Annotated in this window: 12 protein-coding genes; 6 read left to right on the top strand and 6 right to left on the bottom strand. The window is 62.7% G+C overall.

All coding sequences use genetic code 11. The annotated features are described in order from the left end of the window. Nucleotides 1-122: 122 nt before the first annotated feature. Nucleotides 123-383 carry a DUF2798 domain-containing protein gene (locus ACQKPZ_RS26990; protein ID WP_391124822.1) on the bottom strand — a complete coding sequence of 87 codons (261 nt, stop codon included), beginning with the start codon at nt 381-383 and terminating at the stop codon, nt 123-125. A gap of 115 nt (nt 384-498) precedes the next feature. On the opposite strand from ACQKPZ_RS26990, the gene ACQKPZ_RS26985 reads away from it, so the two are divergent. Beyond that, complete coding sequence (locus ACQKPZ_RS26985; protein ID WP_427544133.1) at nt 499-1,428, top strand: LysR family transcriptional regulator; 930 nt, start codon at nt 499-501, stop codon at nt 1,426-1,428. Between the two features lie 42 nt (nt 1,429-1,470). Here the strand turns inward: ACQKPZ_RS26985 and ACQKPZ_RS26980 are convergent, their stop codons facing one another. The 3 genes from ACQKPZ_RS26980 to ACQKPZ_RS26970 all read right to left on the bottom strand — a co-directional run bounded on the left by ACQKPZ_RS26980 (nt 1,471) and on the right by ACQKPZ_RS26970 (nt 3,840). Further along, nucleotides 1,471-2,736, bottom strand: a complete 1,266-nt coding sequence (locus tag ACQKPZ_RS26980) for an OmpP1/FadL family transporter (protein ID WP_427544130.1) — start codon at nt 2,734-2,736, stop codon at nt 1,471-1,473. A 147-nt stretch (nt 2,737-2,883) separates the two neighbouring features. Further along, entirely contained in the window at nt 2,884-3,366 is a 483-nt protein-coding gene (locus tag ACQKPZ_RS26975) for a hypothetical protein (RefSeq protein ID WP_391124830.1), read from the bottom strand. A gap of 249 nt (nt 3,367-3,615) precedes the next feature. Beyond that, entirely contained in the window at nt 3,616-3,840 is a 225-nt protein-coding gene (locus ACQKPZ_RS26970; protein WP_264309910.1) for a hypothetical protein, read from the bottom strand. 947 nt (nt 3,841-4,787) lie between these two features. On the opposite strand from ACQKPZ_RS26970, the gene ACQKPZ_RS26965 reads away from it, so the two are divergent. Then, entirely contained in the window at nt 4,788-5,201 is a 414-nt protein-coding gene (locus ACQKPZ_RS26965; RefSeq protein ID WP_427544127.1) for a tetratricopeptide repeat protein, read from the top strand. Between the two features lie 293 nt (nt 5,202-5,494). Then, entirely contained in the window at nt 5,495-6,865 is a 1,371-nt protein-coding gene (gene rmuC / locus ACQKPZ_RS26960; RefSeq protein WP_427544136.1) for a DNA recombination protein RmuC, read from the top strand. Here the strand turns inward: rmuC and ACQKPZ_RS26955 are convergent. Next, a complete protein-coding gene (locus ACQKPZ_RS26955; RefSeq protein ID WP_427544124.1) occupies nt 6,837-10,310 on the bottom strand; it encodes a hybrid sensor histidine kinase/response regulator in 3,474 nt (1,157 codons plus the stop codon). The two genes, rmuC and ACQKPZ_RS26955, sit on opposite strands and share 29 nt — an antisense overlap. A gap of 233 nt (nt 10,311-10,543) precedes the next feature. After that, nucleotides 10,544-11,722, bottom strand: a complete 1,179-nt coding sequence (locus tag ACQKPZ_RS26950) for an MFS transporter (protein ID WP_427544121.1) — start codon at nt 11,720-11,722, stop codon at nt 10,544-10,546. A gap of 251 nt (nt 11,723-11,973) precedes the next feature. Between ACQKPZ_RS26950 and ACQKPZ_RS26945 the strand changes: the two genes are divergently transcribed. The 3 genes from ACQKPZ_RS26945 (at nt 11,974) to ACQKPZ_RS26935 (ending at nt 14,931) form a co-directional block, all read left to right on the top strand. Next, nucleotides 11,974-12,705, top strand: a complete 732-nt coding sequence (locus ACQKPZ_RS26945) for a GntR family transcriptional regulator (protein ID WP_427544118.1) — start codon at nt 11,974-11,976, stop codon at nt 12,703-12,705. Between the two features lie 93 nt (nt 12,706-12,798). Further along, a complete protein-coding gene (locus ACQKPZ_RS26940; RefSeq protein ID WP_427544115.1) occupies nt 12,799-14,073 on the top strand; it encodes an MFS transporter in 1,275 nt (424 codons plus the stop codon). A 24-nt stretch (nt 14,074-14,097) separates the two neighbouring features. Continuing rightward, nucleotides 14,098-14,931, top strand: coding sequence for an amidohydrolase family protein (locus ACQKPZ_RS26935; protein WP_427544112.1), 834 nt, complete (start codon nt 14,098-14,100; stop codon nt 14,929-14,931). Nucleotides 14,932-15,047 lie beyond the last annotated feature (116 nt).

Genomic DNA, 15,047 nt, shown 5'->3' with positions numbered 1-15,047 from the left:
CGCTTGACGGGCATCCATGCCCGTCACCTCCCTCCGCAATCCCTCCGCTCGGCCTCCTGAAGTCGCGAAGATCAAGATCAAGATCAAGATCAAGAGCGGGAGGGGTGTTTGGTGTTGTTAATTCACTTTGCATGCACCGTGATCGCCACCAACCGCACCACCACCGGCCTGACCATTAGCACGCATACAAACGCAACCGGCATCGCCAACTGGTAAGCCTTCAGCACATTACTCAGGTACTCCGGGTTGACCCCGGCATTCGCGGCTGTGATCACGAAGCACATCAACAGCGCCATGATCGACGACATGTAGAACGCGAATACGTAGGGTGTGGCGCCAGGGTGCAATTTGCGTCGGCTGCGCGACTGGGACAGGTTGCTCATGCGAACTCCTGAAAGGTAAGTGGAGGCGCAGGTTAGCAAGCCGTTCGGCCGTAACTGTAGACCAGCCGTATTGAGTTCTTTATAAACAGATTCTTACGAATGCATGGGCTCACACATGGACCTGCTCAACGCCATCCGCAGTTTCATCAAGGTTGTCGAAGCCGGCAGCATCGCCGCTGGCGCGCGCAATCTGGGCCTCAGCCCGGCAGCCGTCAGCCAGAACCTGGCAAGGCTGGAAGGCCATTTACAGGTCCGCCTGCTCAGTCGCACTACACGCAGCATGGCGCTCACACCCGCCGGCACGCAGTATTACGAGCGCGTAAAGCACATAGAGCGCGACCTGGCTTTGGCCGAGCAGGCAGTGACTACACCCGAAAGTGAACCCCAAGGCCGGCTGTGCATTGCCTCCACTTCCGCCTTTGGTCGCCACGTGCTGGCGCCGCTGATACCCGCGTTCAGTGCCCGCTATCCACTACTTTCGATAGAGTTGGTAACGACTGATCGCCGCGTCAACCATGCCCGCGAAGACGTCGACGTAAGCCTGCGCATCGCCCCGCAACTGGAGGACCAGTTGCTGGCCCGGCACATCGCCCGAATTCCGTTCATTTGCTGCGCCTCACCCGGCTACCTGCAAAGCGCTGGCGTGCCGGCCACACCCGAGGCGCTGCGCGAGCACCGCTGTCTGGTATTCCGCTACCCCGTGGACGGGCGGTTTCTGCGCTGGGGCTTCATGCGCGACGGGCTGCGTTTCGAGGCAGAGTTTGGCAGCGTACTGATCAGTGATGACATCGATGCGCTGACCCAAATGGCCCTGCACGATGGCGGCATCACACGCCTGGCCGAATTCATCGTGCGGCCACACCTTGCATCCGGCGCGCTGGTGCCGTTGTTCGAATACAGCGACAGTGGCCAGGCCTACGCCCAGACCGAGCCCATGGATATCTACCTGTGCCTGGCAGACCGCTTTGCCATGACCGCCAAGGTACGCGTGTTCATGGACTACCTGCGCGAGCGCCTGGGTGACGGCTGGCAGGTACAGGCATGAAAAAACCGCCACAAGGGCGGTTTTTTGTGCAGAGCGTACGAATCAGAAACGGTAGGTGAGGGATGCACCGATACCGTGAGCGCTGTTCTCGTACTTGGCCTGGTAGCTGCCTTTGGTTGCACTCACCTGATTGACCTTGGTGTCTTCTTCCCACAGGTAGGAGTAAGCCACGTCGATGGTCATATCGTCGTTCGGGCTCCAGCCGGCACCCAGGCTGAACACTTTGCGGTCGCCAGTCGGGATGCGTGGCGAACGGTCGTGGTTGTTGGTCGGCGACTGGTCGACGGTGAAGCCGGTGCGCAGCACCCACTCCTTGTTGACCTTGTACGACGCACCAATGGCGTGAGCCCAGGTGTCGTGCCAGTTCTGCTCTTCGCTGATGGTCTGGAACGCCGAACCTGCCAATGGCGCCGGGACATCGTTTTGCACGGTGATGTCTTTCAGGCGGCTCCAGCGCGTCCAGGTGCTACCTGCGTACAGGGTCCACTGGTCGTCCAGTTCATGGGTAACCGAAAGGTCCACCGACTCAGGCGTCTTGATCTTCAGGCTGGCATCGAACTTGTTGCCGTTGAACGGCCCGATCAGCGGGGTGCTGACGCGGGTCTTGCCCTCGAGCTTGTAGTCGACCATCGAGTGGTAGGTCAGGCCGACGCGGGTGCGATCGGTGGCCTGTACCAGGATGCCGATGTTGTAACCAACGGCGGTATCGTCGCCCTTGATCTTCACTTCGCCATCATTACGGCCTGGGGTGAACGGGTTGATCAGGCTCGAGCCCAGTTCACCCTTGATGCGGTTGATGGTCGGGCCGAAACCGATCGAGACCTTGTCGTTGAAGGCGTAGCTGACGGTTGGCTGGAAGGTGACCACCTCGACGTGGCTTTTCTTGCCCCAGTAACGTGCGGCGTCATCGCTGCCGTAGTCGGTTACCAGGCCGAACGGTACGTAGACACCGAAGCCGACGCTCCAGTGGTCGTCGATCGGCTTCACGTAGTAACCCATGGGCACGCCCACGAACGGCACCATGTCACCATCGGTTTCCCCCCCGAGGTTGCTGCCCCGGCCCGAGATATCGGACTTGGCGATGACGGCGGCGCCGCCCACGGTGAATTGTTCGCGTTTGAGGCGGGACATGCCGGCCGGGTTGCCAAACACGGTGCTGGCATCTTCGGCAGAAGAAGAACGTCCCGCGAAACCTGTCCCCATGCTGCTGATGCTCTGTTCGTTCAGCGCAAAGCCGCTGGCGAGCAGTTGGCTGGAAGCAAGAGCAACGGCTATGCCGAGGGAGGTTTTGAGCATTACTTTTTTCATTATTAGAAAACTCCTTGGGATCTCCGGGGCGAAAAGCTACCAACAAATCACGCGCCGCGCTATAGCCTCAATCGCAGGAGTTAGAGCGGTTTTGTAGGACAATCCGACCAAAATTCCCTTTTTTCCGGTTTTATTGTAGGACGCGTCTCAAGATGCCTGTGGCAATCTCTGATCTATGCAGGTATGCCAGGCGTGGGTGAAGTCGCGCAGGCGACCCTGGGGGTTGAAAATCTGTCGCCAGATGCGCGCCAGTGCCAGTAAGTCGTCGGCAGCGGGCAGTGGTGTGGCCTGCTCTTCGACGAGCATCCAGGCAATGGCGGTGGAGTAGCGCAGGTTGACGGTGAGCTCCAGGTGCGGGCCGCCAAGGAAGGCGTGCTGGCTGGCGAGGCCGCGTACCAGGCTGGCCAGGTCGGGATCGCGGGCCAGGTAGTCATCCCAGAGTGCCTGGTGGCGATGTTCGCCAATGCGGTAAAGGCCGTGCCCACGTCGGTCATGCAGGGCTGAACCAAGTGCCGACTGGCTGGCGGCGATGCCCAGCAACAAAGCCTCGGCGCTGGCGCATTGACGGTTCAGGTAGACCAGAGTGGGTCGGATCACATACTGACACAATTCATTCGCCGCGATACCCATGATGCCCTCGAGCAGGTAAGGGCCGGACGGGCGCTGGAGCTTGGCAGCTGGTGAATGATCAGGCCCGCCGGAAGCGGCAAGCACCGCTCGAGTTGAAGTGTAGTGTGATAATCGTGGTGTAAAGAGCTGTTTTTAAATCGATTGCTGCCTGACGTACCGGGCTATATGCCCTAAGGCAATTACGCCAAGAACGTTCAGGCAGGCTTGCGATGGGATGATTCAGCGCTTGAATGCCGCAGTATTCGCCGCTCACGCAGTGAGCGACTGGCGGGTCCGGGCAATGACCGCCTGCAGCGGTTCTTTGCGGCTGTACTGTTCAGGGTACAGGCGCTCGGTGTGGCAGGCGACGCCGTGTTCGTCTACCAGGGTGAAGCTGAAGCTGCCCTTGCGTGGGGCAACGATAAGGCACTTCAACGGCGAGAAGGCCTGGGAGAGGGTGCCAATGGCAGCCTGAATCTGATGATGGGTTTGCATATTGTTGGAGGTTCCTGCTTTAAACACGGGGGTTATGATCCGTGCATGATAGAAACGTTCCAGTGACGCCTTTATTAAGGGACGAACGAACCTGACTGGAACAGGGCAGCCAGAGGGAGCGCAATCAAATGTGGGCGCTTGGGCTGACTGGTAGGTACTTCGGAAGGCAGGCAGCACACCGGGGCCAAGGTTCTAGGCCATCGGGTGGAATCCTGATCAATCTGTCACGTGATTCGTGCTTGAACAGCGCGAGGCTGGCGAGGGAATCATCGAAGGGGCCGGTCCTGTTTTCAGCAGTGTCACTCCTGGGAGGAGCGGGCCTGCAAGGACATTATGGCCAAAATTGACTTTCAGCTTGGTACTAACGAGGCGCACCTTACTGGAAATGCAAGCGTTTGGCAAGCACTGCGTTTGTTCAGGTGAGCCGCGCAGTATGGCGTGTATTCGCCTCGCTGTGAAGAGGGGCAAATCGCCCGTATCCAGGCTGATGTGCCCAATTCGTGCACCCGAATGGCGGTTTATGGTGCACTTGTTCACATTCGGGGCAGCGGTTGTAACAGGCCGGCAACACGCTTCGAAAGCCTCGCCAATGCCTTGACTGGGCGGTTAAGTCAATGAAAAAAAACACTATTTTTAGCTGGTGAAAAAATCGTCAGTTTGACACAAAGCCCCAATTCACGGGGCTTTGCGGGGTGTGTGAGGGGGTTGTCCACCGAGTTATCCACAGGAACTGTGGATTGTCCCAAGCGTTTGCTCTAGGACGGGCGTGCCAGCATCGCGGTGAACTGTCCGACAATCGAAATGCTCCGATAGACCGGTTGGTCATCCCTTCGAAAACGTCAAGAAAAGATCATTTAAATTTTTTTCAATTCTCCAGAAATCGACAGGCCGGGGCGGAAAAAAAAGAGTAGAGTGGCGCGCCTTTCGAGTTGCCAAACCTGTTGCTCATGAAGTTCCGCAGTAAACACCTCGCCAGCACTGCTGCATCGACGCCTCCTCCAAAACGCTTTTCCTTGAAAGTCGCCTTGTGGCTGCTCGACAGCCCGCGCCTGGGCGACAAGCCCCAGGTCAAGCACTTGGCCGGGCGCCTGCTGAAGCAGCCGGCACGCCAGGGCGTGGTGGTTGCACAAAGCCGCCTGGGGCAGATGCTGTGCCGCGATTGCGGCAATGCCCGTGACCGCCGTATTGGCCATGAACTGCTACGCCAGGCCGCCCGTGCCGGGGACCGCCGGGCGCAACTGGAGTACGCACGGCTGTGCCAGCACAGCGAGCCGGAGCAGGCGCGCTACTGGCTGGAGCTGGCAGCGGGGCAGGGGTCGCAGGAGGCGCGGCGGCTGTTGCGGCAGTGGTTTCCTGGCTGAGCCTGGTGGCCTGTGCTGGCCTCTTCGCGGGCACGCCCGCTCCCACAGGCGTCGTGCGTTTTCTGGATTAGGCGCAATACCTGTGGGAGCGGGCATGCCCGCGAAGAGGCCAGCACAGGCAACACACCAGCCAGGCTGATAAGCTGCACTCAATTTGCAACAGAGCGATCGGGGTAAGCATGACAGTGGATCTGGCCAGCATTCTGCTGGGCTTGGTGGCAGGTGCATTACCCTGCCTGGGGTGGGTCATGCAGGTGCAACGCCGCCAGGGCGCACGACAAGGCGAGCAGGCCTTGCTCGAAGAGCGCCTCAATGCAGCCCAGCTGGCCCAGGCTGGCTTGCAGGCGCAGATGGAGGCCAGTCGAGATGAAGTCAGCGACCTCAGCGAAGCCAACGCCGTCAAGCAGGCCCAGCTGGCCGCCCAGGGCCGCGAACTGGAGCTGCTGCAAATCGACCGCGACAATGCCCGTGACGCTGCGCATGCCTGGAGCCTGGAGCGCGCCAACCGTGAAGCCGAGCTGCGCCGTCTGGAGGCGCAGGCCGCACGCCTTGAGGCCGAGCTGCGCGAGCAGCAGGAAAGCCACCAGCAACGCCTGGATGACCTGCAGGAAGCCCGCGACACGCTACGTGCCCAGTTCGCCGACATGGCCACCAAGATTTTCGACGAGCGCGAGCAGCGCTTCGCCCAGACCAGCCAGCAGCACCTAGGCCAGTTGCTCGACCCGCTCAAGGAGCGCATCCAGTCCTTCGAAAAACGCGTTGAAGAAAGCTACCAGCAGGAAGCTCGCGAACGCTTTTCCCTGGGCAAGGAGCTGGAGCGCCTGCAACAGCTCAACCTGCGCCTGTCCGATGAGGCGACCAACCTCACCCAGGCCCTGAAGGGCCAGAAAACCCAAGGCAACTGGGGCGAGCTGATTCTCGAGCGGGTGCTGGAGCATGCCGGCCTGGAAAAGGGCCGCGAGTACCAGACCCAGGTGAGCCTGAAAAGCGCTGACGGCGAACGTTTCCAGCCCGATGTGCTGATCATGCTGCCCGGCGACAAGCAGGTGGTGGTGGATGCCAAGGTCAGCCTCACGGCGTACCAGCAGTATGTTGCTGGCAATGACGAGGTTGCACTCAAGCAGCACGTTCAATCGCTGCGCAGCCACGTCAAAGGCCTGTCGAGCAAGGACTACAACCGCCTCGAGGGTTTGCACAGCCTGGATTTCGTGCTGTTGTTCGTACCCATCGAGGCAGCCTTTTCCGCGGCCCTCCAGGCCGAACCGAACCTGTTCCAGGAAGCCTTCGACCGGCAGATCGTCATCGTCAGCCCCACTACCTTGCTGGCTACCTTGCGGGTGATCGACAGCCTGTGGAAGCAGGAGCGCCAAGGCCAGAACGCCCGGGAAATCGCCGAGCGCGCCGGCTGGCTGTACGACAAGTTCGTGCTGTTCATCCAGGACCTGGACGAGCTGGGCAGCCGCCTGCAGCAAGTGGACAAGGCCTACGCCGCTGCCCGCAACAAGCTGTGCGAAGGGCGCGGCAACCTGGTCAGCCGCAGCGAACAGCTGAAGCTGCTGGGCGCCCGCGCCAGCAAGAGCCTGCCGGCAGACTTGCTGGAGCGGGCACTCTCCGACGAGGTGCCGGACGCAGCGCTTACTGAACCTGGCTCAGATGGCGATTGAGCAGGGCGCGCAGGGCCGCCGGCTTGACCGGCTTGGCCAGGTAGTCCAGCCCGGACGCATGCACCATGGCGATGGTTTCCTTGCTGCCGTCGGCGCTGATCACCACACCTGGCACCGGTTCACCCAAGCGCGCACGTAGCCAGCCCATCAGCCCGGTGCCGGTCTCGCCGTCGTCCAGGTGGTAATCCACCAGCGCCAGGTGCGGGCGCATGCCCTTGGCCAGCAAGGCCTCGCATTCGGCCTGATTGCGTGCAGTCCATACCTGACAACCCCAGCGGCTGAGCAGGCTGTTCATGCCGATCAGGATGCTGTCTTCATTGTCCACGCACAGCACTTGCAGGCCGGCCAGCGGCTGGCCACCCTGTTCGACCGGGGCGCTTGGCGCCGGGGCGGCCTGGCGGGCAATCGGCACGCTGACACGGAACACCGTGCCCTTGCCCGGCCATGACCGCACTTCCAGCGGGTGCCCCAGCACCCGGCACAAGCCGTCGGCAATCGCCAGCCCCAGCCCCAGGCCTTTCTCGGCGCGGGTCTGGTGGCTGTCCAGGCGCTTGAACTCCTGGAAGATCACCTGCAGCTTGTCGTCGGCAATACCGGGGCCGCGGTCCCACACCTCAAGCCACAGGCGCTCGCCCTGGCGGCGCGCGCCCAGCAGGATCGGGCTCTTGCCATAGCGCAGGGCATTGGTGAGGAAGTTCTGCAGTACCCTGCGCAGCAGCTTCATGTCGCTGTCCACCCGCAAACGGCTGCCACGCAGGCGGAATTCCAGGCCTTTTTCGGCGGCCAGTACCTTGAATTCTGCCCCCAGGGTGTCGAACAGCTCGTTGAGGGCGAAGGGCTTGGCATCCGGGGTGATCTTGCCGTTTTCCAGGCGCGAGATGTCCAGCAGGTCGCTGATCAGCTCTTCGGCCGAGCGCAGCGAGCTGTCCATGTGCTGCACCAGTTGCCGGGCCTCTTCGTTCATGCCCTCGGCCTGCTGCGACAAGGCGGCGGAGAACAGCCGGGCGGCGTTCAACGGTTGCATCAGGTCATGGCTGACAGCCGCCAGGAAGCGGGTTTTGGACTTGCTCACTGCTTCGGCCTGGCTCTTGGCTTCTGACAGTGCCTGGTTCAACTGCGACAGTTCATGGGTGCGCTCTGCCACCCGTTGCTCCAGGCCTTCGTTGGCATCGCGCAGGGCCTGCTCGGCCTCGCGGAACGGGGTGATGTCGGTAAAGCTCATGACGAAGCCGCCGCCTGGCATCGGGTTGCCGATCAGCTCGATCACCCGGCCATTGGGGAACAGCCGTTCGGAGGAATGCGCCCGGCCTTGGCGCATCCAGTGCAGGCGCCGTGCCACATGCACCTGCGCTTCGCCAGGGCCGCACAGGCCGCGCTCGGCGTTGTAGCGGATGATGTCGGCAATCGGCCGGCCTACGCTGATCAGCCCGTCAGGGTAGTTGAACAGCTCCAGATAGCGCCGGTTCCAGGCCACCAGGTGCAGGTTCTGGTCGACCACGCTGATGCCCTGGTTGATGTTCTCGATGGCGCCTTGCAGCAGGGCGCGGTTGAACTGCAGCACCTCGCTGGCTTCGTCGGCGATGCGCACCACGTCTTCCAGCTGCATGTCGCGGCCTTCGATGGCGGCTTTGACCACGGCGCGGGTCGAAGAGGTGCCCAGTACCCCTGCCAGCAGGCGTTCGGTGTGCTCGATCCAGTCGCCATCGGCATTCTGGTTGGGGTTGAACCCCTTGCCCTGTCGGTAGGCAAAGCGGATGAAGCTCTGGCGCGCGCGTTCTTCGCCGACAAAGCGCGAGGCCAGGGTCAGCAGGTCGTCGATCTGCACCGCCAGCAGCGGCTTGCTGCTGGGTCGCGCGGTTTGCTGGCCAATGAAGCGGCCGGCCTGCCAGTGCTCGGAAACCCGTGTGCGCGACAGCACCGAGACCCAGGCAAACAGGGTGAAGTTGCCCGCCAGTGACAGCACCACGCCCTGGGTCAGCGGGCTGATCGGCAGGTTCAGCGGGTTGCCGTGCAGCCACGCCAGCCCCGGGAACAGTTGCAGCGACCAGCCCAGGCTATGCGCGGCAATCGGCAGCACCAAGGTGTAGAACCACAGGAAGATACCTGCGGCCAGGCCTGCGAACACGCCGCGGCGGTTGGCCTGCTTCCAGTACAGCGCCCCGAGCATGGCCGGGGTGAGCTGGGTGACGGCGGCGAAGGCGATCTGGCCGATGGTCGCAAGGCTTGCGGTGGAGCCCAGCAGGCGGTAGCTGACGTACGCCAGCAGCAGGATCACCACGATGGTTACCCGGCGCACCGACAGCATCCAGTGGCGGAACGCTTCAAACGGCCGCTCGGCGTTATTGCGGCGCAGCAGCCAAGGCAGCAGCATGTCGTTGGACACCATGGTCGACAGCGCCACGGCCTCGACGATGACCATGCCGGTGGCTGCCGAGGCACCGCCAATGAACGCCAGCAGGGCCAGGCTCGGGTGCGCCTCGGCCAGCGGCAGGCTGATGACGAACGAGTCGGAAATCACCGTGCCCGGCAGCAGCATCTGCCCGGCCAGGGCAATCGGCACCACGAACAGCGCCGCCAGTGCCAGGTACATCGGGAACACCCAGCGCGCCAGGCGCATGTCCTGGGGTTCGATGTTCTCCACCACGGTCACGTGGAACTGCCGCGGCAGGCAGATGATCGCCATCATCGCCACGGCGGTTTGCACCACCATCGACGGCCAGTTGATGGTTTCTTGCCAATAGTCCTGCAAGTGGATCGACTGGCGGGCCTGGCTGAACAGGTCGTCGAAACCGTCATACAGGTTGAAGACCACGAAAATGCCCACGGCCAGGAATGCCAGCAGCTTGATCAGGGACTCGAAGGCAATTGCCAGCACCATGCCGCGGTGGTGCTCGGTCACGTCCAGGCTGCGGGTACCGAACACGATGGCGAACAGCGCCAGCACCAGCGATACCACCAGCGCGGTGTCCTGCACGCGTGTGCCGGTGGCGTCGGCGTTGGCGCCGATCAGCAGGTTCACGCCCAGCACGATGCCTTTGAGCTGCAAGGCAATGTACGGCAGCACGCCGATCAGGCAGATCAGCGCCACCACCACCGCCAGGGTTTGCGATTTGCCGTAGCGCGCAGCGATGAAGTCGGCGATCGAGGTGATGTTCTGCTGCTTGCTGATCAGCACCATCTTCTGCAGCACCCAGGGCGCGAAGACCAGCAGCAGCACCGGGCCCAGGTAGATCGGCAGGAACGCCCAGAGCTGTTCGGCGGCCTGGCCGACCGCGCCGAAGAAAGTCCAGCTGGTGCAGTACACGGCCAGCGACAGGCTGTACACCCAGGCACGCAGCTTCGGCGGCAACGGCGTGCTGCGGCGATCGCCATAGAAGGCGATGGCGAACATGACGGCCATATAGGCCAGGGCGACCACGGCGATCAGCCCGCTGGACAACGACATGAAGACTCCGAAGCAAAAAAGGTAACGCGGTCCCGATCAATCAGTCTGGCACGCAGGCGCCGCTTCGTCAGCGCAGACGATAGTCGCAGCGGCAGGTGGTCGCAGGGTTCATCTTCAGCCTGTAGTGGCCTCTTCGCGGGCATGCCCGCTCCCACAGGTTCAATGCAAGTCGTGAGGCCCGTGATAACCCTGTGGGAGCGGGCGTGCCCGCGAAGAGGCCATTACAGCCAACATCAACCCCTGCGGGTACCCAGCCCGTAAAACACCCCCGCCAGTATCACCGACAACACCAGCAGGTAGAAGATCGCCCCCGGCCACACATGCACCAGGGCAAACCCCACCATCACCGGCCCCAGCGCCGCCCCCAGGTTGGACAGGTTCTGCGCACCGTAATACACCCCGCGCAGATGCTCTGGTGCAATCAGGTCGATGAACATGTACTCGGCCGGAATCACGATGATCTCGCCCAGCGTGAACACCAGCATCGCCAGGCACCACGCCAGCACCGAGCCCGCCAATGAAAACCCCAGCAGCCCGGCAATGAACAGGCCCATGCCCGCCAGCAACCAGGGCATCAGGCGCTGACGGCTGATACGCCGGCCGATCAGGTACTGCAAGGCAATCACCGTGACCGCGTTGGTGGTGACCAGATAGCCCACCAGCCGTGCGGCCTCGGCCGGGCTGGTGGTCACGACCAGGTACTGCGACAGGTAGGCGGTGAACTGGCCGAACACTACCGCGCTCAGCACGCCGCCCAGGGTAAAGCACACCAGCCGCCGGTCACGGGCCAGTCCCATGACCACCTGGCCGAAACCGGCACCGGGTTTGTCGGCTACGCCGGCTTCCAGGCTGCGGTCGCCAAGGCGCCAGTAGGCCAGGCACATAGCCAGGCCAAGCAGGGCCGAAGCAATGAACGGCATGTGGTCGTCCAACTCCAGCATGGCCACGCCCAGCAACGGGCCTGCGGCGTAGCCGACGTTGCTGAGGGTGTACTTGATGGCGAACACCTCAGCCCGTTCCTCCACCGGCAGCAAGGCGCAAAAGCCCGCCTTGGCGGCGATGTCGACCACCGCCAGCGCCAGGTTGATCAGCACCAGGCACAGGAAGAACAGCAGCGCCGAACGGCTGGCGACAGCGCCGACGAAGGCCAGCGCGAACAGCAGGGTGCTGGCGCTGACCAGCGTGTGGTTGCGCAAGGTGTCGACCAGGTGGCCGCCATACAGGCTCAGCAGCGAGGCGATGATCAGTGCGCCACCGATCAGCAGGCCGATCTGGCTGATCGGCAGCTGGAAGTTGTCGGCCAGGTACACCACCAGATAGGGCAGGGTGAGCGCACGGGCTACGGTGAGGGTGAAGGTGGTGGTGAGCAGCAGGCGAACGGTGTGCGGGTAGCGCTTGATGGCGGCGAGCATTTGCCACGTCCTTGTTGTTCTGGTTTGCCGGGCTCAAGCATATGCCAACAGCGGCCTGCTGCGCAGGCCATTCGCGGGCATGCCCGCTCCCACAGTTAGCGCGCCGATGCGAAGACTGTGGGAGCGGGCGCGCCCGCGAAGAATCCCACGCGGAGTTCTCGACAGGCGGAGGATTGACAGCCTGCCAGTCACGCGGAATACTCTGGCAAAATTCATATATATGTTTATATAACAAGACGAGAGCGAGACCCATGCACCCATTGACCGGTGATGCTCGACTGCCCCGCTACCAACAACTGCGCGACCACATGGTCGAGCAAATCGCCAACAACCGCTGGCGCCCGGGCGAGGCGATCCCGACCGAAGCTGCCCTGGCCACCGAGTTCGACATGTCGGTCGGTACTGTACGCAAGGCCGTCGATGTGCTGGTGGCCGAAGGCGTGCTGGAGCGTCAGCAGGGCCGCGGCACCTTCATTCGCCGCCCGCAGTTCCAGTCTTCGCTGTTCCGCTTCTTCCGCTTCGAGGCCGCCAATGGCGAGCGTGTCGTGCCGCAAAGCCGCATCCTCTCCATCGAGCCGCTGGCGGCGCCATCGGCCGTGGCCGAGGCCCTGGGCCTGGCGGTGGAAGCCGAAGTGATCCGCATTGTCCGTACCCGACTGCTCGGCGCTCAACCCGTGCTGGCCGAAGAAATCTGGCTGCCGCGCCACACCTTCCAGCCGTTGCTGGACGTGGAGCTGAGCAGCAAGGGCCCGCTGCTGTACCCGATCTACGAAGAACTGTGCGGCCAGGTAGTGGCCTATGCCGAAGAAACCCTCACCGCCGAAGCGGTCGACGCGGTGCATGGCCGTTTGTTGCAACTGCCGGCTGACAGCCCGGTGGTGGTGATCGAGCGCCTGGCCCGTGACTACGCTGGCAAGCCGCTTGAATGGCGCCGCTCGCGCGGCCATGCGCAGCACTTCCGCTACCGCATCGACATCCGCTAAGCCGGCCGCGTCACCTTTGTACCTGCCTGCGCCGTGCTGCCACGGCGCAGTGGCTTCGCCTGCCCGTAACACACAACTAGAAGGATAAAAATCATGTTCAGCTGGTATCGCCAGATCACCTCACGGGAACGCAAGACGTTCTGGGCCTGTTTCGGCGGCTGGTCACTCGATGCCCTGGAAGTGCAGATGTTCGGCCTGGCCATCCCCGCGCTGATCGCCGCGTTCTCCCTGAGCAAGGGCGACGCCGGCCTGATCAGTGGCCTGACCCTGGTAACGTCGGCAATCGGCGGCTGGCTGGGTGGCACCTTGTCCGACCGTTATGGTCGCGTGCGCACCCTGCAATGGATGATTCTCTGGTTTTCCTTCTTCACCTTCCTTTCGGCGTTCGTCACCGGCTTTTATCCGCTGTTGTTCGTCAAGGCCATGCAAGGCTTCGGCATTGGTGGCGAATGGGCTGCGGGCGCGGTGCTGATGGCCGAAACCATCAATCCGAAATACCGCGGCAAGGTCATGGGCACGGTGCAGAGCGCCTGGGCCGTGGGTTGGGGCCTGGCGGTGGCGCTGTTCACGCTGATCTACTCGCTGGTGCCGCAGGAATTTGCCTGGCGGGTGATGTTCTTTGTCGGCTTGTTGCCGTCGCTGCTGATCATCTGGGTACGCCGCAACGTGCCCGAGCCAGACAGCTTCCAGCGCCTGCAGAAGGAAAAGGCCATCCCGGTCAGCTTCCTCAAGTCCATGGCCGGCATCTTCCGCCCGGAACTGCTACGCGTGACCCTGCTTGGCGGCTTGCTCGGCCTGGGTGCCCATGGTGGTTACCACGCGGTGATGACCTGGTTGCCGACCTTCCTCAAGACCGAACGCAACCTCTCGGTGCTGAACTCCGGTGGCTACCTGGCGGTGATCATCCTGGCGTTCTGGTGTGGTTGCGTGGTCAGCGGCCTGCTGATCGACCGTATCGGTCGGCGCAAGAACATCCTGCTGTTCGCGCTGTGTTGTGTGCTGACCGTTCAGGCCTACGTATTCTTCCCGCTGACCAATACGCAGATGCTGTTCCTCGGCTTCCCGCTGGGCTTCTTCGCCGCCGGCATCCCGGCCAGCCTGGGGGCATTCTTCAATGAGCTTTACCCGGCCGATGTGCGCGGCGCCGGGGTGGGCTTCTGCTACAACTTCGGCCGTGTGCTGTCGGCGGTGTTCCCGTTCCTGGTGGGCCACATGAGCGAGTCGATGTCGCTGGGCAGTGCCATCGGCATCGACGCCGGCATTGCCTACGGCGTAGCGGTTATCGCCGCACTGTGCTTGCCGGAAACCCGTGGCCGCAACCTTGAATCTGCACCTGTGCCTGAAGTGGCCGGTGCTGTCGCCAAGTAACCTTGCCTTGTTTGTATGAGAACCATGCCCGACGCTTCTGCTTTACCCCTGACTGCCATCGACAGCCACGCCCACGTGTTCAGCCGTGGGCTGAACCTGGCCAGTGCGCGGCGTTACGCGCCCAGCTACGATGCACCGCTGGGCGACTACCTGGGCCAGTTGCTGGTCCATGGTTTCAGCCATGGCGTGCTGGTTCAGCCCAGCTTCCTGGGGACCGATAACCGCTACCTGCTCAGTGCCCTGCAAACGGTGCCGGGGCAGTTGCGCGGGGTGGTGATGCTGGAGCAGGACGTCGAGCGCGAGACGCTGGATGAGATGGCCCGGCTAGGTGTAAGGGGCGTGCGCCTGAACCTCATGGGCCAGGCGTTGCCCGACCTCACCGGCGCCGAGTGGCGGCCCTTGCTGGAGCGTATTGGCGAGCAGGGCTGGCACCTGGAGTTGCACCGCCATGTGGCAGACATTCCGGCACTGGTGCGGGCGCTTGAGCCTTATGGCCTGGACATCGTGATCGACCACTTCGGCCGGCCCGACGCTCGCCGAGGGCTTGGGCAACCGGGGTTTGCCGAGCTGTTGACCCTGGGGGGGCGAGGCAAGGTGTGGGTGAAGGTGTCGGGTATCTACCGGCTGGAAGGTGCGCCTGAGGAAAACCTGGCGTTTGCCCGCTCGGCGCTGTGTGCGCTGGAGGCACATTACGGGGCAGAGCGGTTGCTGTGGGGCAGTGACTGGCCGCATACCCAGCATGAGTCGGCGGTAAGCTTTGCGACTGCTGTCGAACAGCTCGAGGCCCTGGGATGCTCTGCGCAATTGCGCCAGGCGCTGTTGGTGGATACCGCTCGAGCGTTGTTCGGTTTCGAGTGATGCAGCGCCTGTACCGGCATTTTCGCGGGTAAACCCGCTTGTATGGTAGGACTTGAAGGGAGGAGGAGGGTCATAACTCGCTTCTGACTGTTCGCGCAGTACAGACCGTGGGAGAA

The organism is Pseudomonas sp. NPDC089547 (genome assembly GCF_050280665.1).
Classification (GTDB): Bacteria; Pseudomonadota; Gammaproteobacteria; order Pseudomonadales; family Pseudomonadaceae; genus Aquipseudomonas.
Note: the sequence above shows the minus strand (reverse complement) of the source record. Positions and strands in the feature narration are given on the sequence as shown.